Annotated in this window: 17 protein-coding genes and 1 riboswitch; of the genes, 3 read left to right on the top strand and 14 right to left on the bottom strand. The window is 70.2% G+C overall.

What is annotated here, in order from left to right:
* Nucleotides 1-5: 5 nt before the first annotated feature.
* Nucleotides 6-881, top strand: a complete 876-nt coding sequence (locus Pta02_RS01425; protein ID WP_239129231.1) for an iron-sulfur binding domain-containing protein — start codon at nt 6-8, stop codon at nt 879-881.
* 31 nt (nt 882-912) lie between these two features.
* Here Pta02_RS01425 and Pta02_RS01420 read toward each other — a convergent pair whose 3' ends face one another.
* From Pta02_RS01420 to Pta02_RS01395, 6 genes are all read right to left on the bottom strand, one after another.
* Nucleotides 913-1,863 carry a TIM barrel protein gene (locus Pta02_RS01420; RefSeq protein ID WP_203872756.1) on the bottom strand — a complete coding sequence of 317 codons (951 nt, stop codon included), beginning with the start codon at nt 1,861-1,863 and terminating at the stop codon, nt 913-915.
* A gap of 386 nt (nt 1,864-2,249) precedes the next feature.
* Nucleotides 2,250-4,754: an ATP-dependent Clp protease ATP-binding subunit gene (locus Pta02_RS01415; protein ID WP_203872755.1), complete on the bottom strand. Its 2,505-nt coding sequence runs from the start codon at nt 4,752-4,754 to the stop codon at nt 2,250-2,252.
* A 289-nt stretch (nt 4,755-5,043) separates the two neighbouring features.
* Nucleotides 5,044-5,379 carry a histone-like nucleoid-structuring protein Lsr2 gene (locus Pta02_RS01410; RefSeq protein ID WP_203872754.1) on the bottom strand — a complete coding sequence of 112 codons (336 nt, stop codon included), beginning with the start codon at nt 5,377-5,379 and terminating at the stop codon, nt 5,044-5,046.
* 564 nt (nt 5,380-5,943) lie between these two features.
* Nucleotides 5,944-6,417: an RDD family protein gene (locus tag Pta02_RS01405; protein WP_203872753.1), complete on the bottom strand. Its 474-nt coding sequence runs from the start codon at nt 6,415-6,417 to the stop codon at nt 5,944-5,946.
* 321 nt (nt 6,418-6,738) lie between these two features.
* Nucleotides 6,739-7,878, bottom strand: a complete 1,140-nt coding sequence (locus tag Pta02_RS01400; protein WP_203872752.1) for an RDD family protein — start codon at nt 7,876-7,878, stop codon at nt 6,739-6,741.
* A gap of 205 nt (nt 7,879-8,083) precedes the next feature.
* Nucleotides 8,084-8,656, bottom strand: coding sequence for an amino-acid N-acetyltransferase (locus Pta02_RS01395; protein ID WP_203872751.1), 573 nt, complete (start codon nt 8,654-8,656; stop codon nt 8,084-8,086).
* A 336-nt stretch (nt 8,657-8,992) separates the two neighbouring features.
* Nucleotides 8,993-9,137, top strand: a riboswitch (cyclic di-AMP (ydaO/yuaA leader).
* Nucleotides 9,138-9,142: 5 nt separating this feature from the next.
* Here Pta02_RS01395 and Pta02_RS01390 point away from each other — a divergent pair.
* A complete protein-coding gene (locus Pta02_RS01390) occupies nt 9,143-10,186 on the top strand; it encodes an NlpC/P60 family protein (protein ID WP_239129229.1) in 1,044 nt (347 codons plus the stop codon).
* Nucleotides 10,187-10,308: 122 nt separating this feature from the next.
* Here Pta02_RS01390 and Pta02_RS01385 read toward each other — a convergent pair whose 3' ends face one another.
* From Pta02_RS01385 to Pta02_RS01355, 7 genes are all read right to left on the bottom strand, one after another.
* Nucleotides 10,309-10,542 carry a helix-turn-helix domain-containing protein gene (locus tag Pta02_RS01385; protein WP_203872750.1) on the bottom strand — a complete coding sequence of 78 codons (234 nt, stop codon included), beginning with the start codon at nt 10,540-10,542 and terminating at the stop codon, nt 10,309-10,311.
* Nucleotides 10,543-11,159: 617 nt separating this feature from the next.
* Nucleotides 11,160-12,665, bottom strand: coding sequence for a bifunctional lysylphosphatidylglycerol synthetase/lysine--tRNA ligase LysX (gene lysX, locus Pta02_RS01380; protein ID WP_203872749.1), 1,506 nt, complete (start codon nt 12,663-12,665; stop codon nt 11,160-11,162).
* Between the two features lie 135 nt (nt 12,666-12,800).
* Complete coding sequence (locus Pta02_RS01375) at nt 12,801-13,583, bottom strand: type III pantothenate kinase (RefSeq protein WP_203872748.1); 783 nt, start codon at nt 13,581-13,583, stop codon at nt 12,801-12,803.
* Nucleotides 13,583-16,120 (bottom strand): L-aspartate oxidase, encoded by a 2,538-nt coding sequence (locus tag Pta02_RS01370; protein WP_203872747.1) that lies wholly within the window; start codon nt 16,118-16,120, stop codon nt 13,583-13,585. The genes Pta02_RS01375 and Pta02_RS01370 overlap by 1 nt, the downstream gene beginning before the upstream one ends.
* Before the next feature lie 385 nt (nt 16,121-16,505).
* Nucleotides 16,506-16,922, bottom strand: coding sequence for an aspartate 1-decarboxylase (panD, locus tag Pta02_RS01365; RefSeq protein ID WP_203872746.1), 417 nt, complete (start codon nt 16,920-16,922; stop codon nt 16,506-16,508).
* 104 nt (nt 16,923-17,026) lie between these two features.
* On the bottom strand, nt 17,027-17,890 hold the full coding sequence (panC, locus tag Pta02_RS01360; RefSeq protein ID WP_203872745.1) for a pantoate--beta-alanine ligase: 864 nt from the start codon (nt 17,888-17,890) through the stop codon (nt 17,027-17,029).
* Entirely contained in the window at nt 17,881-18,771 is an 891-nt protein-coding gene (locus Pta02_RS01355; protein WP_203872744.1) for a Rossmann-like and DUF2520 domain-containing protein, read from the bottom strand. The genes panC and Pta02_RS01355 overlap by 10 nt, the downstream gene beginning before the upstream one ends.
* 331 nt (nt 18,772-19,102) lie before the next feature.
* Here Pta02_RS01355 and Pta02_RS01350 point away from each other — a divergent pair, with 331 nt between their 5' ends.
* A complete protein-coding gene (locus Pta02_RS01350) occupies nt 19,103-20,071 on the top strand; it encodes an SAM-dependent methyltransferase (RefSeq protein ID WP_203872743.1) in 969 nt (322 codons plus the stop codon).
* A 148-nt stretch (nt 20,072-20,219) separates the two neighbouring features.
* On the opposite strand, the gene Pta02_RS01345 is transcribed toward Pta02_RS01350, so the two are convergent.
* Nucleotides 20,220-21,419 carry a cytochrome P450 gene (locus tag Pta02_RS01345; RefSeq protein ID WP_203872742.1) on the bottom strand — a complete coding sequence of 400 codons (1,200 nt, stop codon included), beginning with the start codon at nt 21,417-21,419 and terminating at the stop codon, nt 20,220-20,222.
* Nucleotides 21,420-21,449 lie beyond the last annotated feature (30 nt).

Below are 21,449 nucleotides of genomic sequence, written 5' to 3'. Positions count from 1 at the left end.
AAGAGGTGGCCAAGTCCAATCCCCTCCTGGATCCCGTTCTCGACTGGTACGCCGCCAACGCCCGCGATCTGCCGTGGCGCGCTCCCGGCGCCGGCGCCTGGTCGATCCTGGTGAGCGAGATCATGCTGCAGCAGACACCGGTGGTCCGGGTGCTGCCCGTCTGGACCGAGTGGATGGAACGCTGGCCCACCCCCGCGGCGCTGGCGGCCGAGCCGCCCGGTGAGGCCGTACGGCACTGGGGCCGGCTCGGCTATCCGCGTCGCGCACTCAACCTGCACGCCTGTGCCCGGGCCATCGTCGAGCGGCACGACGGCGAGGTCCCCACCGACCACGCGGCGCTGCTGGCGCTGCCCGGCGTCGGGGAGTACACCGCGGCCGCGGTGGCCAGCTTCGCCTTCCGGGGCCGCCACGCCGTACTCGACACCAACGTGCGCCGGGTGCTGGCCCGCGCCGTCTCCGGCGAGCAGTACCCGCCCAAGGCCACCACCGCCGCCGAGCGCGCGCTGGCCGTCTCGCTCCTGCCCGGCCCCGAGGAGGCACCGGTGTGGGCGGTGGCAGTGATGGAGCTGGGCGCCCTGGTCTGCACGGCCCGCGCCCCGCGCTGCGCCGAGTGCCCGATCAGCGCCGTGTGCGCCTGGCGGCTGGCGGGCAAGCCCGCCTACGACGGGCCGGCGCGCCGGGGCCAGACCTACGACGGCACCGACCGGCAGTGCCGGGGACGCCTGCTGGCCGTCCTGCGCCAGGCCCACGGCCCGGTCCCCAAGGCCGCCCTCGACGCCGTCTGGGAGGACGCCCTCCAGCGCGAGCGCGCCCTCGACGGCCTCGTCTCCGACGGTCTGGCCGAGGTCCTGGACGACGGCACCTACCGCCTGCCCGCCTGAGGCGGGCGCGGCCGCCCGCAGCGGGCGCGGCTCAGGCGGCCAGGCGCAGGCCGAGGGCGGTGAGGTTGGTGCGGGCCCAGTCGAGCTCCTCGGCCAGCGCGCTGACCAGCGCGCCCGGCCCCTTGGCGCGCTGCGGCACGGCCAGGTTGTGGGTCTCGACCTCGATGTGGGCGGTGCCGTTCACCGCGCCGGAGAGCATCGCGGTCAGGGTGTCCTCCAGGACCGATCGGGTGCTCGGCAGCTCGTGGCGGACCTCGCCCACGTGGTTGTGGACGTGGCCGAGCTTGACCACCGGCGCCCCCGCGGCGGCCAGGCCGCGCAGGGCCGCTCCGGGCTCCTCGGCGCCTCCGGCGAGATGGCAGGCGTCCAGGCAGACCCCCAGGTGCTCGGAGTCGATGTCGCAGACCCGCGCCAAGGCCTGCTCGGTGGTCTCCAGGACGCAGCCGGGCCAGGGCTCGAAGCCCACCCTGATCGTCTTTCCGGTCACGCTGTACAGGCCGCGCAGCTCACGCGAGAGTCTCTCCAGCCGGCGCGAGGCGATGGCGTGCAGATCGGCGGGCCAGTCGCGGCGCCAGCCGATGGGGATGGTGGAGATGCTGCCGAAGCGCACGTCCTCCGGCAGGAGGAAGGCGAGGATCTTGGCCAGCGCCATCGTGTAGCGGTAGCGCTCGGGCTTGGCCCAGTCGGGGCCGGGCGCCTCCTGGTTGCGCCCGCCGGTGCCGTTGAGGCTGACGACCTCCAGGCCGCGCTCCTCCAGGGAGCGGCGCAGGCGTACCAGCTCGATCCGGTCGGCGGTGAGATGGTCGGCGACGGCCGGGGACAGCCACAGGCCGATCCCCATCCGCTCCACGCCCAGGCGCTTGCGCACCGGGACCGCGTAGCGGGTCAGGTGCGCGATCAGGTTCTCCAGGTCCTCGGCGGGATGCACGCCCGCGTTGTAGGCGAGGTGAACGAGCGTCCCGTCCTCGTGCCGCAAGCGCATCCGATGCCTCCAGGGTGCTCTCTGTGTAAGAGACTCGGCGTGGGAGGCTCGATCGCCCCACACCTGCGGTCCCGGCCTCATGGGCAGGGAGTCCCTCTTCTTCCGGGAGCTCGACCCGGCCTGCCGAGAGCGTCCCGTACGGGCACCGTGCTCCGCGTCACTCCCGGAGCTGATTTCTCAGTACGCCGCTGGGCTGATCTCGGGGCCGGTCCCGTCGCGCGCGCTCGGCCGGTGGGCCGTCGGCGGGACATGGTCCAGCTCGCTCTACAGAGTGTAGTACTACCTTTGGTGGCGAAGATGCCTCGTTGGATAACAAATAGGCAGACCCCGCGGTGAGCGAGCTCACCGCGGGGTCTGCCTTTGCCCTGTGCCGGGTTTACCGGATGTCAGTTCTGGATCGGCTCCACGATGGAGGCCGCCGAGTCCGGAACCTTGCCGGGAGTGGTCTCGCCGTTGAAGAGGAACTTGGCGTTGTCGCCCTCGCCCTCGATCGTGACCTTGACCGTCTGGCCGGGACGGAGCTCGCCGTACAGGATCTTCTCCGACAGCGTGTCCTCCAGCTCTCGCTGGATCGTACGGCGGAGCGGACGGGCGCCCATCACCGGGTCGTAACCGCGGTCGGCCAGCAGCTGCTTGGCCTCCGGAGAGACGTCCAGGCCCATGTCGCGGTCCTTCAGACGCTCGGCGACCTGCGAGAGCATCAGGTCGACGATCTTGATGATCTCCTTCGGCGTCAGCTGGTGGAAGACCACGATGTCGTCGACGCGGTTGAGGAACTCGGGCCGGAAGTGCTGCTTGAGCTCCTCCTGGACCTTCGACTTCATCCGGTCGTAGTTCGACTCGGTGTCGTTGGACTTCGCGAAGCCCACCCCGATGCCCTTGGAGATGTCCCGGGTGCCGAGGTTGGTCGTCATGATGATGACGGTGTTCTTGAAGTCCACCACGCGACCCTGGGCGTCGGTCAGGCGACCGTCCTCCAGGATCTGCAGCAGCGAGTTGAAGATGTCCGGGTGGGCCTTCTCGATCTCGTCGAACAGGACCACGGAGAACGGCTTGCGCCGCACCTTCTCGGTGAGCTGGCCGCCCTCCTCGTACCCGACGTAGCCGGGCGGGGAGCCGAACAGCCTGGAGACGGTGTGCTTCTCCATGAACTCGGACATGTCCAGCATGATCAGCGCGTCCTCGTCCCCGAACAGGAACTCGGCCAGCGACTTGGACAGCTCGGTCTTACCGACGCCGGACGGGCCGGCGAAGATGAACGAGCCACCCGGGCGGCGCGGGTCCTTCAGACCGGCGCGGGTGCGGCGGATCGAGCGGGACAGACCCTTGACGGCGTCCTCCTGGCCGATGATCCGCTTGTGCAGCTCGTCCTCCATGCGGAGCAGCCGCTGGGACTCCTCCTCGGTGAGCTTGAAGACCGGGATGCCGGTGGCGGTGGCGAGGACCTCGGCGATGAGCTCCTCGGTGACCTCGGCCACGACGTCCATGTCGCCGGCCTTCCACTCCTTCTCCCGGCGCTCGCGCTTGAGCTGGAGCTGCTTCTCCTGGTCGCGCAGGGCGGCGGCCTTCTCGAAGTCCTGCGCGTCGATCGCGGACTCCTTCTCGCGCCGCACGTTGGCGATCTTCTCGTCGTATTCGCGCAAGTCCGGCGGGGCGGTCATGCGGCGGATGCGCATGCGCGAGCCGGCCTCGTCGATGAGGTCGATCGCCTTGTCCGGCAGGAACCGGTCGCTGATGTAGCGGTCGGCCAGCTGCGCCGCGGCCACCAGGGCGCCGTCGGTGATGGACACCCGGTGGTGCGCCTCGTAGCGGTCGCGCAGACCCTTGAGGATCTCGATCGTGTGGCTGAGGCTGGGCTCGGCCACCTGGATCGGCTGGAAGCGCCGCTCCAGCGCCGCGTCCTTCTCGAGGTGCTTGCGGTACTCGTCGAGCGTGGTGGCGCCGATGGTCTGCAGCTCGCCGCGGGCCAGCATCGGCTTGAGGATGCTGGCGGCGTCGATCGCGCCCTCCGCGGCGCCCGCGCCGACGAGCGTGTGCAGCTCGTCGATGAACAGGATGATGTCGCCGCGGGTGCGGATCTCCTTGAGGACCTTCTTCAGGCGCTCCTCGAAGTCACCGCGGTAGCGCGAGCCCGCCACCAGGGCGCCCAGGTCCAGGGTGTAGAGCTGCTTGTCCTTGAGCGTCTCGGGAACCTCACCCTTGACGATCTTCTGGGACAGGCCCTCGACGACGGCGGTCTTGCCGACGCCGGGCTCGCCCACCAGGACCGGGTTGTTCTTGGTCCTCCGGGAGAGGACCTGCATGACCCGCTCGATCTCCTTGTCGCGGCCGATGACCGGGTCCAGCTTGCCCTCGCGGGCGGCCTGGGTCAGGTTGCGGCCGAACTGGTCGAGAACGAGGGAGGTCGACGGAGCGGCCTCCTGGGGCCCGCCCGAGGCCGCCGGTTCCTTGCCCTGGTAACCGTGGAGCAGCTGGATGACCTGCTGCCGCACCCGGTTGAGATCAGCTCCCAGCTTCACCAGCACCTGGGCCGCCACACCCTCGCCCTCACGGATGAGGCCGAGCAGGATGTGCTCCGTGCCGATGTAGTTGTGACCCAGCTGCAGGGCCTCACGGAGCGACAGCTCAAGGACCTTCTTGGCGCGCGGGGTGAAGGGAATGTGCCCCGACGGCGCCGATTGGCCTTGGCCGATGATCTCCTCGACCTGCTGCCGCACACCCTCAAGACTGATGCCGAGGCTCTCCAGAGCCTTGGCGGCAACGCCTTCACCCTCATGGATCAGACCAAGAAGAATGTGCTCCGTACCGATGTAGTTGTGGTTGAGCATCCTTGCCTCTTCTTGGGCAAGGACGACAACCCGCCGTGCGCGGTCGGTGAACCTCTCGAACATCTCGTCGCTCCTCACAGAGCGGTCAGACAGATCCGGGATATCCGGGCCCTGTCATCCCGCATGGTAGCCCTGACCCGGCGACCGCTCTATGCAGAAGACGTTCCCCGAGAGCAGGGCGTTCACGCTCCATCCAACTACTTGTCGGGGGTGCGATGTTCCCGATACGCCGCAAGCGAACGACGTTTATCGACCACTGAAACGCATCATGCGGCCATGGCGGCCACCGGACCCCACCGTGGTCGCCATAACCGCACGATTACGATCAGCGGATCGCCTCGCCGGACACGGCTCAGTGATTCCGCTCGTACTCCTCGACGATCTTGGAGGCGATTCGACCGCGCTCGCTCACGTTGAGGCCGTGGGACTTCGCCCAGGCGCGAATGTCGGCACTCTTCTCACGGGTCAGCGCCCTCGTGCCGCCGCCACGGCGGCGACGGGGGGCGGCGAGCGCCCCGGCCCGGCGGGCACTGCCGACGAAAGGCGCCAGAGAGTCGCGGAGCTTCTTCGCGTTTACGTCACTCAGATCAATCTCATAGCTGGTGCCGTCAAGCGCGAAGGCGACGGTCTCATTGGCCTCGCCCCCATCGAGGTCGTCGATGAGAATCTCCTGGATCTGCTTGGCCATGTATGCAACCCTTTCACGGAGCATTGTTCCATTGCTAGCTAAACATATACCTGCGCCGACTGAGCAGCAATTCCAGGATCTCGGCGATTCTCACAGGGAAGCCGAGGGAAGCCGAGGGAAGCCGGAGTGAAGGGCAAGCAGAGAGAAGGGCGAGTCAACCCTTCCGGGACTCGGCCCGATCGATTCGTTTCGCCTGGCGGCGACCTGCCGCCTCACTGCGGAAGAGCTTGAAAACTCCATACACAAAAGCTCCGCCCACGACGACGGGCGGAGTCAACGCGGCTATTACCTCGTACATGTCCTCACTCCGCACGGGCCGACATTCCGGAACAGTGAATTACGGTGGGCGCGGCGACCGGTCCGGGGGCGCACCCACCCGATCGTATCCGCTCACACACGACGATAGCGGCATCCAGGCGCGATGCGCGTCACAGGGTCGTCATACCGGCCCACAACCACCTTAATGCTTCTCTCCAGGCGCCTTACCCGTTGCACCCCGTAAAGTGGCTGGGAAAAGGCTGACATAGTGATCACGCGATGATCATTATCATCCCGGGATCAATGTCATCGCAGGTCCTTGACCACGACACTGCCCGCCGCCTTGTCGTGCAACCCCCGCTGAAGAGGCTTGTCGAGCAGGATGGACAGGCCCACGACGAAGCCGAAGACGGCCATCGCCACGTTCAGCACGGGAATGCCCTCGACCAGGAGAACACCGGGGAAGACAACGGATCTCTTCGCCAGGCCGACGAGCCACGGCACGCCGCCGCCGTACGGAACCAGGCGGATCCCCATCGCTTTCTTACCGAGAGTACGGCCGCTCCCGGCGTGCAGCGCATAGTCATAGAGCGTATAAGCGCCAAAGGCCACCAGGCCGGCGAACAACCCCGGCAGCAGCCGGGGATCGGCCGGGCGCACTTCACCCGCGGGAGCGAAGACGGGGTAGAACGCGAACGACAGAATCCAGTAGAGCGCGACGAAGAGGGCGCCGTCGATGAGGCGGGCGACCAAACGCTCCCACCATTCGGCCCGGGGCACGGGAACTCCCGGCGGCACAGAGACGTCTATTGGGACCGGATAGGAGCCGACGGGCGCGAGGGGCGCGGATGCGGGATGATTCTTCTCACCGGGGCGCCGGGGAAGGTCCATGGCGCTCCTCTCGCCGGAGCGAATGGGTTTGCCCTTCCCCGGCGTCTACCCGCGAGACGTTACTCCACACCGTTTTTCCGGGCTTGTGAACACGGGCGCGCGGGACTTCGCACGGATCCCCGAACGCGCCTTCCACGGATCGGCCCGCGCATGAAAGCGGGGCCGGCGGTTCATCCCGCCGGCCCCGACAATCAGGGAACTGTCAGAGAACTACTTGATCTTGACGACCACGGTCGAGGCGGCCTTGTCGTGCAGGGCCTGCTGGTAGGGCTTGTCCCACAGCAGCCAGAGAACGTTGATCAGGCTGAAGAGGCTGAAGATCCACCCGACGAACGGGATGCCGCGCAGGATCTGCGGGCCGTACATCACGCCCGCCCGCTTCAGGGACGAGTCGCTCGGAAGACCGCCGGCGGTCGAGGAGCTCCCGAGCTGGATCACCTTGATGCCCATGACCATCTTGCCGACGGTCTGGCCATTCTGCTTGAGCATGAAGAACTCGTAGGCGAACCAGACCAGACCGGCGATCGCGGCGATGAGGATCGAGGCGAGGGTGAGCCCGCTGCCCTCGTTGATGACGCCGGTGTCGAAGTTGTAGCTGGGGGCCGACACGAGCATGGCCGTCAGCGCGAAGGTCAGGATGATCAGCGGGATCGCCAGGATGATTCCGTCGATGAGCCGCGCCAGCAGGCGCTGCCACCACTCCGCGAGCGGAGCCGGGACGCCCGAGGGCATGGCGCCCTGCGGGGCGTAGCCCTGGCCGTAGGACGGGGCCTGCTGCCCGTAGGCGGACGGCTGACCGTAGCCCTGCTGCTGACCGTAACCCTGCTGCCCGTAGTCCTGCTGCTGGCCGTAACCGGGCTGAGCGGACTGCTGGCCGTAGCCGGGCTGCTGCCCGTAGCCGGGCTGAGCGGACTGCTGGCCGTAACCCTGCTGACCGTAGCTCTGCTGCTGGCCGTAACCGGGCTGGGAAGCCTGCTGGCCATAGCCCTGCTGGCCGTAGTCCTGCTGCTGGCCGTAGCCCGGCTGCGAGGACTGCTGCCCGTAGCTCTGCTGCTGGCCGTAACCGGGCTGGGAAGCCTGCTGGCCATAGCCGGGCTGCTGGCCGTAGGAGCCCGTGCTGCCCTGCTGACCGTAGTCCTGCTGCTGACCGTAGTCCTGCTGCTGGCCGTAGCCCGGCTGCGAGGACTGCTGGCCGTAACCCTGCTGCTGACCGTAACCGGGCTGGGAGGCCTGCTGACCGTAACCCTGCTGCCCGTAGTCCTGCTGCTGGCCGTAACCCTGCTGCTGGCCGTAACCGGGCTGGGCCTGCCCGGGGCCGGTGTTCTCCGACCGGTATCCGACGATCGTCACGTCGGGGTCGAGTCCGCTCTGCCCCCGACCTGTGTTCTGCTGTCCGTATTCCGGCTGCCCCGACGGTGTGCGATCGCGGTCGGGATCATCCTGCGGATACGGCGGCTGTCCGGTGCTCACCGCGTCACCTCACTTCGACTGGGCATGTGGCATATGTCAGACACATGCTTGCTGCAGCACAAGGTATCGATATAGGTAACAACAGTCACCTTTCCCGGGGATCTACGCCCGGGTCATTGTCTCCGAGATGGAGCAGCATGCGGGTGTTTCCCAAGGTATTCGGCTTCACGTGCTCCAGGTCGAGGAACTCGGCGACACCTTCATCGTAGGAGGCGAGAAGCTCCGCGTAGACCTCGGGGGAGACGGGCGTGCCCCGGATCTCGCGGAATCCGTGGGAGGCGAAGAAGGCGACTTCGAAGGTCAGGCAGAAAACACGGCGCAGGCCCAGCTCGCGGGCCGTACCGATGAGCGCGGAGACGATTCTGTGGCCGATGCCCATGCGCCGGATGGAGGGGTCGACGGCGACCGTGCGGATCTCGGCGAGATCCTCCCAGAGCACGTGCAGCGCCCCGCAGCCGACGACCCTGCCGTCGTATTCGGCGACCCAGAACTCCTGGACGTCCTCGTACAACGTGACGGTGGCCTTCTCCAGCAGGCGCGGGCCCGCCCCGGCGTAGGTGTCGACGAGACGCCGGATCGCGCGCACGTCCGGGGTCCGGGCGCGCCGGACCGTGACCGCGCCCGCCGGCGGGGGGGTGTATTCGGCTACCTGCTCCATAACCGCCCAGCGTACGTCCTCCACGCCAGTCCATTACGGCTCATCCTTAACCCGGGACCCGGGGACATCGGGTGACTGACCGTACGCGCCCGATCACGGCATGTCCGTGACGTCCAGAAAGAAGGGATGTGACGCCACTGCGGCCCGGGACCTGCGGCGACCTTCCCGGCAGGTCACAAAAATTCATATAGAAGCAGGACAATGCACATGTTGATCATCGCTTCGTGAGATCTGTCCGTGATCTTCCGGTTGTGAAACCTCTACCGAGTTGGCAGTTCTGGTTGAGCACGAACCTCCTATTGCACTAATGTCCAGCCTCGGTGTCGGCCTGTAACGAGGGCCGGCTCGCCGAATCTCCGAACCTGGGGAACCGGGGACCCAACCTCCGGGGTGAATCCGTGATGCGCGGCGCATCCGCGGTAGGGCTGTCTCCCGGCCCGAACCCGTCAGCTAACCCGGTAGGCGGCAGAGGAGAGGAGCTCGTTGGTGAAGCGCACGCGCGGTCGCAGGGGAAAGCACGCGGGCAAGCGCGCCCGCGGCCGAGAACGCGTCCCGGGCGGGATCTCCCGCCGGATCCTGGTCATCGGAGCCGTCTTCGCATCCCTGACCGTCCTCACTCCTCTGGGCGCCGCCACCGCCGATCCCGAGCCCAGCCTCCAGCAGCTCGCCAAGCAGGCCGAGAAGCTCCACACGGAGATCGCCCAGCTCACCGAGCAGTACAACGGCGAGCGGGTCAAGCTCAAGCAGGCCGAGCGCGCCTCCGAGGCCGCCAGGAAGACCCTGTCCTCCAGTGAGGCCGAGCTGGCCGAGCGGCGGCACAAGGCCAGCCTGCTGGCGCAGAGCAACTACATGTCCGGCGGTCTGGGGACCGGCCTGGCCTTCGCCACCTCCAGCGATCCCGACTCCTTCCTCGACCAGGCCACCACCGCCTACGCCCTCCAGCAGCGGCAGAGCGAGGAGGTCGCCCTGGTCAGCCGGGCGATCAAGGCCGCCGAGCGGGCCAAGGACAGCGCCAAGGCCCGCACCGCCGAGGTCAAGGAGCTGCTGAAGGAGATCGGCGACAAGCGCGTCAAGATCGAGCGGCTGGTCTCCAGGGTCGAGAGCAGCCTGTTCCGCGAGGTGCGCGAGAAGGCCTCCGGCGGCCGGCGCGTGAAGATCGACGTGCCGATCATCGGCAGCGGCAAGGCCGCCCAGGCGGCCCGCTGGGCGCTCACCCAGCAGCTCAAGCCGTACGTCTGGGGCGCCGAGGGGCCCAACGGCTTCGACTGCTCCGGCCTGGTCATGTGGGCCTACCAGAAGGTCGGCATCAGCCTGCCCCACTACACCGGCGACCAGTGGACCGCGGGCACCCACATCTCCAAGAGCGAGCTGCGCCCCGGTGACCTGGTGTTCTTCTACAGCGACCTGCACCACGTCGGGATCTACATCGGCGCGGGCATGATGGTCCACGCGCCCCGGACCGGCGACGTCATCCACATCGCCTCGATCGAGAGGCGGCCGTTCGCCGGAGGCGTGCGGATCGCGAACTGAGAGCGGCGCGGGCGTCCTTGAGCCGCGCGGGCCGTACCGCGTCGCCGCGCGCCCGGATCCGGGCATGGCGGAATGACGGGTGGAACCGGCGGGCGGGGTCTGGGCCCAGAAGTCGGTAGTGATCAGATCAGTCGGCGGCGTGCCGCCCAGGCCACGGCCTCGATCGCCGTAGCCACTCCAATGCGGTCGCAGATGCCACGGAGCCTGCGCCGGACGGTGCGCCCGCTGATGTCCAGACGGCGCCCCACCCTGTCGACGGTGACCCCCTTGGCGAGCTCCGCCAGGAGGACCAGATCGTCGTTGCTCAGGCCGACCTCCCGCGCGCCTGGAAGACTGTCGTCGCGACGGGAATCCACTACAACTTCTGGATATGCCATCTAGAGATCCTCCCCCCGCTCCGTAACCCAGCCGTGGGTTTGATCGGAACCAATGTCGCCCGTCAGGAACGGTAAACGTCTTCTTCAAAGGTCGTCAAGTTCCGAGTTCCATAGTCTGAGAGCCGTTCATTGACATAGTGCTTGCTACGTGAACTACTCACGATATGTCAGCGCCTTTACGGTTAACCCGAGCTGCCGCGACCCACCGCCGCGAACACCGGGCGCCATCGCCCGCCGGGGGGCCTTCGGCAGGCGCGGTTTCGCCGGGCGCCCCGATCGATGAGATCGGCTTTCCGCAGGTCACGCGGCCGGCCCGTGCTCCGCGCATTTCCCGGGAAAGGGAGCGGCCTTCGACGGGGAGAGTCGCCCCCGCCCGGACGGCGTGGAGGAAATCGCCGCCCACCGGGCAGAGGATGAGCGCATTTCTCCGGCATTCGGTGTACGGCTCCGCAGGATGACGGATCAACACACACTATGGCGTGCACGTGCAAATGGAGTTTCGCGCCGCACTCACCACGGAACGGAACGAAAACGAGAGGGGCGCGGCCGCGGCCGCGCCCCTCTCGTCCGGCCGCATACGGCCGGCTGTGCTCCGATCAGGACCCGCCGGTCGGCTTGACCAGCGGGAACAGGATCGTCTCGCGGATATTCCTGCCGGTGAACGCCATGATCATGCGATCGATGCCGGCGCCCATGCCGCCGGTGGGCGGCATCGCGTATTCCAGAGCGGCCAGGAAGTCCTCGTCAAGTTGCATGGCCTCCAGGTCGCCGCCGGCGGCGAGCAGGGACTGCTCGACCAGGCGGCGGCGCTGCTCGACCGGATCGACCAGCTCCGAGTAGGCGGTGCCCAGCTCGGTGCCGAAGCCGATCAGGTCCCACTTCTCCGTCAGCAGCGGGTTGTCGCGGTGCTGGCGGGTCAGCGGGGAGGTCTCCAGCGGGTAGTCCATGACGAAGGTGGGCTGGACGAGCGTGTGCTCGACCAGCGCCTCGAAGATCTCCTGGACGAGCTTGCCCTGTCCCCACTTGGGGTCCCAGTGGATCTCCCGGGCGTCGGCCAGCTTCCTGACCTTCTCCAGCGGGGTCTCGGTGGTGATCTCCTCGCCGATCGCCTCCGAGACCGAGCCGTACAGCGTGATCCGCGGCCACCGGGTCAGGCCGAGGTCGACCTCCCGGCCCTCGTGCACCACGACCGTGGTGCCCAGCGCGGCCACCACGGCCTTCTGGTACATCCGCTGGGTGAGGTCGGCCATGTCGTTGTAGTCGAGATACGTCCCGTACGCCTCGAGCATGGTGAACTCGGGGTTGTGGGTGGCGTCCGCGCCCTCGTTGCGGAAGTTGCGGTTGATCTCGAAGACCTTCTCGATGCCGCCCACCACGAGCCGCTTGAGATAGAGCTCGATCGCGATGCGGAGGTAGAGCTCCATGTCGTAGGCGTTGATGTGGGTCTTGAAGGGCCGGGCCGCCGCTCCGCCGTGGATCGGCTGGAGCATCGGCGTCTCGACCTCCAGATAGCCCTCCTCGTGCCAGAAGTCGCGCACCGCCCGGACCGTGTCGCTGCGCAGGTGCGCCATCTTGCGGGCCTCGTCGTTGACGATGAGGTCCACGTAGCGCAGCCGTACGCGCGCCTCGGGGTCGGTGAGCCCGGCGTGCTTCTCCGGCAGCGGGCGCAGGCACTTGGACGTGATCGCCCACCGGTCGGCCAGGATGGACAGCTCGCCGCGGCGGGAGGTGATGACCTCGCCCTCGATCCCGATGTGGTCGCCGAGGTCGACGTCGCGCTTCCAGGCGGCCAGGGACTCCTCGCCCACCTTGTCCAGCGAGATCATCACCTGCAGGTCGCCGGAGCCGTCGCGGATCGTGGCGAAGCAGAGCTTGCCGCCGGTCCTGGACAGCATCACGCGGCCCGTGACGCCCACTTTGTCGCCGGTCGCGGTGTCAGCGGCGAGATCGGCGTATTTCTCGCGGATCTCGGCGTTGGTCGCGGTGCGCGGGAAGTTCACCGGGTAGGGGTCGACGCCCTCGGAACGCAGGCGGTCGAGCTTCTCCCGGCGCACGCGCATCTGCTCGGGCAGATCCTCGGCTGGGGTCAGATGGTCGCTCACGGAGCCAAGGGTACCGACACTGCGGAACCGGCGGTGCTGGCGGTGGCCGCGCCCGGCCGCGCTGTGTCCCGGCGGCGGACCCGCGCCCGGCCACGCGCCCCCGCGCTGTGTCCCGGCGGCGGGCCCGCGCCCGGGTCACGCCGTGTTGCGGTGGTAGATGAGCCGGAGCCCGATCAGCGTCAGCCACGGTTCGTGCACGTCGACCGAGGCCGCCTCGCCCACCACCAGCGGCGCCGCCCCGCCCGTCGCGACCACGGTCACGTCGTCGGGGTCGTCGGCCAGCTCGGCGGCCATCCGCTCCACGATCCCGTCCACCTGTCCGGCGAACCCGTAGATGATGCCCGACTGGAGCGCCTCGACCGTGTTCTTGGCGATCACCGACCGGGGCCGGACCAGCTCCACCTTGTGCAGCTGCGCCCCGGCGGCGGCCAGCGCGTCCACCGAGATCTCGATGCCGGGCGCGGTGACGGCCCCGACGTACTCCCCCTTGGGGGAGACGGCGTCGAAGGAGGTGGCGGTGCCGAAGTCGACGATGATGCACGGCCCGCCGTACAGCTGGATGGCCGCCAGCGCGTTGACGATCCGGTCGCTGCCGACCTCCTTGGGATTGTCCATCCGGACCGGCACTCCGGTGCGGATGCCGGGCTCCACGATCACTGCGGTGACGTCGCCGTAGTAACGGCGGCACATCTCGCGCATCTCGTTGAGCACCGACGGCACCGTGGAGCAGATCGCGATGCCGTCGACGTCGGCTCCCTTGAGCAGCGGCGACTGGGCGAGCAGCCCCTGCAGCACGACCGCGATCTCGTCGGCGGTGCGCCGGGCGTCGGTGGCGATCCGCCAGTGCTCGATCACCTCTTCACCCTCGAACAGGCCGAGAACGGTGTGCGTGTTGCCGACGTCGATGGCGAGCAGCATCAATTCCCCCGAAGGTCCAAGGCGATGTCCAGGGCCGGCGCCGAGTGCGTGAGTGCGCCCACGGCAAGGTAGTCGACGCCAGTTTCGGCTACATCACGGGCCGATTCCAAGGTCAATCCCCCACTGGACTCCAGGCGCGCCCTGCCGTTGACGAGCCGTACGGCCTCCGCCAGCTCGGGGACGGTGAAGTTGTCCAGCAGGATCTCCTGCGCCCCCTCCGCCAGCACCGGCTCGATCTGGTCGATCCGGTCGACCTCCACCTCGATCGGCAGGCCGGGATAGGCCGCCCGTACCGCCCTGAACGCCTCCGCCACACCGCCGGCCGCCACCACGTGATTGTCCTTGATCAGTGCGGCGTCCGACAACGACATGCGGTGATTGACCCCGCCGCCCGCGCGCACGGCGTACTTCTCCAGCGCGCGCAGGCCCGGCAGGGTCTTACGGCTGTCGCGGATGCGGGCCCCCGTCCCCTCGACCGCCAGGACCCACCTGCCGGTGAGGGTGGCGATGCCGGACAGGTGGGTGAGCAGGTTCAGCGCCGTCCGCTCGGCCGTCAGCAGGTCCCCGGTGGTGCCGGTGACGGTCATCAGCACGTCCCCCCGGCTCACCCGCTCGCCGTCCTTGACGTGCCGCTCGGCGCGGCCCGCGCCGAACCGGGCGAAGACCGCCTCCGCGACCGCCAGTCCCGCGACCACGCCGTCGGCCCGCGCCACCACGTCGGCGACCGCGACCTGCCCCGCGGGGATCGTGGCGATGCTCGTCACGTCCCCCGCCTCCTGCAGGTCCTCGCGGAGCGCCGTCTCGATCAGGGCGCCCACCTCGGCGGGGTCGAGCCCCGCCGCGGCCAGGTCGTCGGCCACGTGCGCGGGCATCGCGGCCTCGGCGTGCGGACGGTAGCTCATGGTCAGTCCCTCTCCTGTCAGGGTCACGTCGAGATGGCTCAGCCACCGGGCGTCGTCGCGCTCGGGGAAGTCCTCCCGCCAGTGTGACCCGCGGGTCTCCTCACGGGCGCGGGCGGCCTGCACCAGCGCGGTGGCCACCGTCAGCAGGTTGGTGGTCTCCCAGGCCTCCGTGCACGGTTCGACGGCCACCGGCGTCCAGCGGGCGTTCAGCAGGGCGCGGCTCACCTCGTCGAGGCTCTCACCGCTGCGCAGCACGCTCGCGCCCCGGCTCATGTTCCCCTGGATCCTGGTCCGGGCCCGGGGGTCCACCAGGCCGGTGGGGCGCCCGTCGGTCACCGGCTCGCCGGGCGCCGGGCGCGCCGCCCCCGGCGCGCGCCTCGCGTGGATGTCGGCGGCGATCCGCTCGGCGAAGACCAGGCCCTCCAGCAGCGAGTTGGAGGCCAGCCGGTTGGCGCCGTGCACGCCGGTGCAGGCCACCTCCCCGCAGGCGTACAGGCCCGGCACGCTGGTACGGCCGTGCAGGTCGACGCGGACGCCGCCGCTGGCGTAGTGGGCGGCCGGGGCGACCGGGATGGGCCGGGTCACCGGGTCGATGCCGTGCTCCAGGCAGACCGCGTGGATGGTCGGGAAGCGGGTGCGCCACTTCTCCTCGCCGAAGTGGCGGGCGTCGAGATACATGTGGTCGGCACCCGTCTCGCGCATCCGCCGCATGATCGCCTTGGCCACGACGTCGCGGGGCGCGAGGTCGGCCAGCTCGTGCACGTCCTGCATGAAGCGGACCCCGTCGGCGTCGACGAGCACCGCGCCCTCGCCGCGCACCGCCTCGGAGATCAGCGGCTGCTGGCCGGTGGAGCCCTCGCCGAGCCACAGCACGGTCGGGTGGAACTGGACGAACTCCAGGTCCCTGACGACGGCCCCGGCCCGCAGCGCGAGCGCCACACCGTCGCCGGTGGAGACCAGCGGGTTGGTCGTGGCGGCGTAGACCTGGCCCATGCCGCCGGTGGCGAGCACCACGGCCGGCGAGCGCACCGCGCCCACGCCGTCGCGCGTGCCCTCGCCCATGACATGCAGCGTCAGCCCCGCCGTCCGGCCCCCGGCGTCCTTGAGCAGGTCGAGGACGAGAGCGTGCTCGATCACCTCGACCCCGGCCCCGCGGACCGCGGCGATGAGCGCCCGCTGCACCTCCGCGCCGGTGGCGTCGCCGCCCGCGTGCACGATGCGGTTGCGCCGGTGGCCGCCCTCCCGGGTGAGCTGGAGCTCGCCGGAGGCGTCGGTGTCGAAGCGGGCGCCCGCCGCCATCAGGCGGCGCAGCGCGTCCGGCCCCTCGGTCACCAGCGCCCGGACCGCCTCCTCGTCGCAGAGGCCGACCCCGGCGATGAGCGTGTCGGACAGGTGCTCGGCCGGGGTGTCCTCGGGGTCGAGCACGGCGGCGATGCCGCCCTGGGCCCAGCGCGTGGAACCCGCCGACAGCACGTCCTTGGTGACGACCAGGACCTTGGCCCCCGGGTCGAGCGCGGTGTGCCGCAGAGCCAGGGTCAGACCGGCGATCCCCGATCCCACCACCACCACGTCCGCCTCGACCGTCCACCCGGCCTCCGGCGCCGTCAGCCGCTGGGGAATGGCAGGGATACTCATTGCCGCCTCCTGTGTTGATGGCGACGCTGCGCGTCGCGGCTCGGGGCTGTGTCGATGGCGACGCTGCGCGTCACGGCTCGGGGGCGGCCTGGTCCGGCTCCCGCCCTCGTCACGTCCTCGCTCGTTCCTCGCTCCGGGCGTTCCTCGGCTGGTTCACCGGCGCCCCCTCGCGGGGGACCGTGAATTTCGTCAACATGACGATAACGCCCGGCACGACGCGGCTCTTCCCCGGGGCGCTCGATTGCTCGTTCCCCCCGGTCAGCCCCGTACGGCTCCCGCCGCCCGGCCGAACTGACCGGCCCTTCCCGACGGCGCCGGTACGGCGGGGAGCCGTACCGGCCTTGTCGGCGCCGCCGTACGGCGGGCATCACGGGAGGGGCGGAGGTCAGCCGGCGACGAGGTCGCCTCGGAGGTCCTCGGCGCCGGGGACGGGCTCGGCGAGGTCGTCGCCGAGGTTCACGATCCGGTTGTCGCGGTCGACGTGGACCACGCGGGGGCGGAAGGCCCTGGCCTCGGCGTCCTCCATCTGACCGTAGGCGATGATGATGATCAGGTCGCCCTGGTGGACGAGCCGGGCGGCGGCCCCGTTGACGCCGATGACCCCGGATCCGCGGGGTCCGGCGATGGTGTAGGTGACCAGGCGGGCGCCGTTGTCGATGTCGACCACGTGGACCTGCTCCCCGGGCAGCAGCCCGGCGGCGTCCAGCAGGTCCTCGTCGATGGTGATCGATCCCACGTAGTGCAGGTCGGCCTGGGTGACGGTGGCACGATGGATCTTGGAGGTCAGCATGGTTCGGAGCATGCGACGTTCGCCTTTCTCAAGGTCGCGCCGCCCGAGGGCGTGCACGCCGGACAGGGAGATGAACCAGGGTATAGATCGGCTCCGTGCCGGGACAACGCCGCCGATCAGCCCAGCGTGAGGACAACGTTGTCGATCAGGCGGGTAGTCCCGACCCGGGCCGCGACGGCCAGGACCGCCTCCCCGGTGTGGTCGTCCCCCACCTCGGCGAAGGTCGCCGGGTCCGCCAGGATCAGATAGTCGACCTCCACCGCGGGCTCGGCGTCGAGTACGGCGCGCGCCGCCCGCAGGATCTGCGCCGGCCCACCCTCCCGCTCACCGGCGAACAGCGCCCGCGACAGTGCGAGGGCCGCGATCCGGTCCTGCGGCGACAGATAGCGGTTGCGGCTCGACAGCGCCAGGCCGTCGGGCTCGCGGACCGTCGGCGCGCCCACGACGGAGACCGGCACGTCGAGGTCGGCGACCATCCGGCGGATCAGCGCCAGCTGCTGGGCGTCCTTGCGCCCGAACACCGCCACGTCCGGCCGGACCAGGTTGAACAGCTTGAGCACCACGGTCAGCACGCCGTCGAAGTGCCCCGGCCGGAACGCGCCCTCGGCGACCGCGCCCATCGCCCCCGCCGACACGCTCACCTGCCGGTCCGGCAGGTACATGTCCTCCGCGGAGGGGGCGAAGACGACGCTCACGCCCTCGGCCGCGCAGATCTCCAGGTCCGTCTCGAACGTCCGCGGATAGCGGGAGTAGTCCTCACCGGGCCCGAACTGCAGCGGGTTGACGAAGATGCTGACCGCGACGTGCTCGGCCAGCTCGCGGGCCTGCCGCATGAGCGAGCGGTGGCCCTCGTGCAGGGCTCCCATCGTCGGCACCAGCGCGAGCGCCGGGGGCCCGTCGAGGCGGCCGGGGCCGCCGATCCCGAGGGTCCGCCGGGCCTCGGCCAGCTCGGCGCGGTCCCCGGCAACGATCACGTCCATATGTTTCCTCCCAGGGCGTCCAGGAGGCGCTCGGCCGCCTCGGGCTTGAGCAGCCCCGCCGCGAGCGCCCGGTCCGCCGTGAGCCTAGCGAGGGCCACATAGGCGTCGGCCGCCTCGGGGGCGGCCAGGATCAGCGCGTCCACGTGCCTGCGCACCGTTCCGGCGTCGCCGCGGACCACCGGGCCGGTCAGCCCGGCGATGCCGAGCCGGAGCACGTTGTCCAGCGCGGCCCCCAGGAGCGGCCCGAGCATCCGGCCCGGATCGTCGACGCCGATCTTCTGCAGCAGGTCGGAGGACTCGGCGACGAGCGTGACCATGTGGTTGGCCGCACCGGCCAGGGCCGCGTGGTAGAGCGCCCGGTCCTTCTCCTCGATCCAGACCGGCTCGCCCTCCATCTCGATGACCAGCGCCTCGGCCACCATGCGGAGCTGGTCGGGCGCGGTCACCCCGAACGAGATGCCGGTCATGCGGTTGAGGTCGTCGTCGCTCCCGGTGAAGGTCATCACCGGGTGCAGGGCCAGCGGCAGCGCGCCCGCCTTGGTCGCGGGGTTCAGCACGGCCAGGCCGTAGGCGCCGCTGGTGTGCACCAGCAGCTTGCCGCGCAGCTCGACGCCGGTCTCGGCCAGGCCCACGACCAGATCGGGCAGCACGTCGTCGGGAACCGTCAGCAGGACGAGGTCGGCCTTGGCCACCACGTCCTCGGGGTTGCTGGGGATCAGGCCGAGCCTGTCGGCCACCCGGTTCCGCGAGGCGTCGGAGACGCCGCTGGCGGCCACCACCCGATGACCCGCGCGCGCGAGCGCCGCGCCGAGCACCGAGCCGACCCGTCCGGCTCCGAGCACTCCGACTGCCAGCCGTGCCGGGCGATCGTCTATGTGCATGACGTCCCGTCCTTCGACCACCTGGGGCTTCTGCACCCAGTTGACCAGCGTAACGGGCCAACGGCTCGTAACCGTGTCGCGGCGTGGCGTAAGACGGCGGCGGGCGCCGGGCCGGGCACGTGGCCCGGCGCCCGCCGGGAACCCGGCCGACCGAGAGGCGACACGGACCGCGCCCGCTGGGGGAGCGGGCCGGGACGTCGATCGCCGCCGGTAATGCCACGGTAACGCAAAGTCATGACAGCGTGTAGTCATCCCCTCGCCCCGCGTGTCACGACGAGCCCATCACCAAGACCATCACCGTCCCGGCCCGCTCCCGGTAACGTCTGCTGTCATGTGGCTCCCCTGGCGTGTCGCGATGGAGCGTGCCCTCTACGGTGAGAACGGCTTCTATCTGCGCGAACGCCCCTCCGGGCACTTCCGGACGTCGGTGGTCGCCTCCCCGGTCTTCGCCGAGGCCCTGCTGCGCGAGCTGCTCGCGGTGGACGACGCGCTCGGCCGGCCGCCGGCCGTCGACCTGGTCGACATCGGCGCCGGCGACGGCGCGCTCGCGGCCGGGATCGCGGCCGCGGCTCCCCCGCACCTGCGGGCCAGGCTCCGGGTGACCGCGGTGGACCTGGCCCCGCGGCCGGCCCGGTTGCCGGAGGAGATCGCCTGGGCGGCGACGCCCCCGGAGAGCATCCACGGGCTGGTGATCGCCAACGAGTGGCTGGACAACGTCCCGGTGGACGTCGCCGAGCAGACCCCGCACGGCCCCCGGCTCGTGACGGTCGATCCCTCGACCGGCGAGGAGCGGCTGGGAGAGGCTCCGGAAGCGGCCGATCTGGCCTGGCTGGAGCGCTGGTGGCCGATGCGGGCGGCCGGGGGGCGCGCGGAGATCGGCAGGCCTCGCGACGAGGCCTGGGCCTCGGTGATCGTACGGCTGGCGCGCGGGCGGGCGATCGCCGTCGACTACGCCCACCGGCTGGACGGGCGCCCGCCGTACGGCACCCTGACCGGCTACCGCGACGGCGCGACCGTCGCGCCCGTCCCCGACGGGTCGTGCGACATCACCGCGCACGTCGCCCTGGACGCCTGCGCGGCGGCGGGAGAGCGGACCGGCGCCGTCACCACGGCCCTGACCACGCAGCGCGAGGCCCTGCGGGCCCTGGGCGTCACCGGGGCCCGGCCGCCGGCCGACCACGCGCGCACCGACCCACGTGGCTACCTCCACGCCCTGGCGCGGGCCTCGCAGGAGGGCGAGCTGATCGACCCGCACGGCTTGGGCGGTTTCGGATGGCTAGTCCAGACACGCCCAAGATAACCCCATTCGCCCGGAATGCAGGGGTAGCGGGAAACCGAAGCAGGCGGGGACGCGGACCGCGGACAGTGACGCGGACCGCGGACCGCGGACGGGAACCCGGGCCGCGGACGCGGACTACCGGAGCGGACGCGGACTGCCGACGGACGGCTCAGATGCGGACCTGGAGCGACTCCAGGCCGCGGATGATGTAGCCCGGCCCCCACACCGGCTCGGCGGCGAGCTCCATCTTCGGGGCCGCGCGCAGCAGGGCGCCGAACGACTCGGCGAGCTCGATGCGGGCCAGCGGCGCGCCGAGGCAGAAGTGGATGCCCGCGCCGAAGGAGATGTGCGGGTTGTCCCCGCGGCCCACGTCGAAGCGCCCGGGCTCGTCGAACACCTCGGGGTCGCGGTTGGCCGAGCCGAACAGCAGCGCCACCTCGGTCCCGCGCGGGATGTCCACCCCGCCGACCGAGATGTCCTCCAGCACCCAGCGCTCGAACATCTGCAGCGGGGTGTCCCACCGCATCATCTCCTCGACCGCGGTCGGCAGCAGGCCGTGGTCGGCGCGCAGGCGCTCCAGCTCGGCGGGGTTGCGGAACAGCGACCACCAGCCGTTGCCGGTGACGTTGACGGTGGCCTCGTGCCCGGCGTTGAGCAGCAGCACGCAGGTGCCGACCAGCTCCTCCTCGGTCAGCGTGTCGCCCTCGTCGGTCACCTGCGCGAGCGCGCTGATGAGGTCGTCGCCCGGATCGGCCCTGCGCGCGCGGGCCAGCTCCACGAGATAGGCGGAGAACTCCGAGGCGGCGCGCACGGCCGTGCGCTGGGCCTCGATCGAGGGGTTGAGCTCGTACATCCCGCAGATGTCGGCCGACCAGGGCCGCAGAAGGTGACGGTCGGCCTCCGGCACGCCGAGCATCTCGGCGATCACGGTCACCGGGAGCGGCTCGGCCACCTCGGCGATCAGGTCTCCCCCGCCGCGCTCGACGAGGCGGTCCACCAGCTCCCCGGCGATCTTTGCGATCTTGGGGCGCAGCGCCTCGACCATGCGGGGGGTGAAGGCCTTGGACACCAGCCGCCGCAGCCGCGTGTGGACCGGCGGCTCGACGTCGAGCATGCCGGCCCGGATCACCCGCCAGAAGGGGTCCTGGAACTCGGGGTCGTCGGGCCGGCCGAACTCCGCGTGGGTCGCCACATGCAGGTAGGAGCGGCCGAGCCTGCGGTCGCGCAGCAGCGCGTTGACGTCGGCGTGCCGGGCGATCAGCCACTGGCCGGTCGGCTCGAAGAAGCTGACCGGCCGCTCCCGCCTGAGCTCGTCGTAGACGTCGTAGGGGTGGGCGACGAATTCCGGATTCCAGGGATCAAAGCGCACGAAGTCATCGTAATCCGGGCCCCTGGCTCC

The organism is Paraplanobispora takensis (assembly GCF_016863195.1).
GTDB lineage: Bacteria > Actinomycetota > Actinomycetes > Streptosporangiales > Streptosporangiaceae > Planobispora > Planobispora takensis.
The sequence above is the reverse complement of the archived record's forward strand: the minus strand, read 5'-3'. Positions and strand labels throughout refer to the sequence as shown.

Bases quoted from the DNA above. Each gene is read 5' to 3' on its own strand.
- Pta02_RS01420 (WP_203872756.1), bottom strand. From the start codon at position 1,863: ATGCGCTTGCGGCACGAGGACGGGACGCTCGTTCACCTCGCCTACAAC.
- Pta02_RS01415 (WP_203872755.1), bottom strand. From the start codon at position 4,754: ATGTTCGAGAGGTTCACCGACCGCGCACGGCGGGTTGTCGTCCTTGCC.
- Pta02_RS01410 (WP_203872754.1), bottom strand. From the start codon at position 5,379: ATGGCCAAGCAGATCCAGGAGATTCTCATCGACGACCTCGATGGGGGC.
- Pta02_RS01395 (WP_203872751.1), bottom strand. From the start codon at position 8,656: ATGGAGCAGGTAGCCGAATACACCCCCCCGCCGGCGGGCGCGGTCACG.
- Pta02_RS01375 (WP_203872748.1), bottom strand. From the start codon at position 13,583: ATGCTGCTCGCCATCGACGTCGGCAACACGCACACCGTTCTCGGCCTG.
- Pta02_RS01370 (WP_203872747.1), bottom strand. From the start codon at position 16,120: ATGAGTATCCCTGCCATTCCCCAGCGGCTGACGGCGCCGGAGGCCGGG.
- panD (WP_203872746.1), bottom strand. From the start codon at position 16,922: ATGCTCCGAACCATGCTGACCTCCAAGATCCATCGTGCCACCGTCACC.
- panC (WP_203872745.1), bottom strand. From the start codon at position 17,890: ATGGACGTGATCGTTGCCGGGGACCGCGCCGAGCTGGCCGAGGCCCGG.
- Pta02_RS01355 (WP_203872744.1), bottom strand. From the start codon at position 18,771: ATGCACATAGACGATCGCCCGGCACGGCTGGCAGTCGGAGTGCTCGGA.
- Pta02_RS01350 (WP_203872743.1), top strand. From the start codon at position 19,103: ATGTGGCTCCCCTGGCGTGTCGCGATGGAGCGTGCCCTCTACGGTGAG.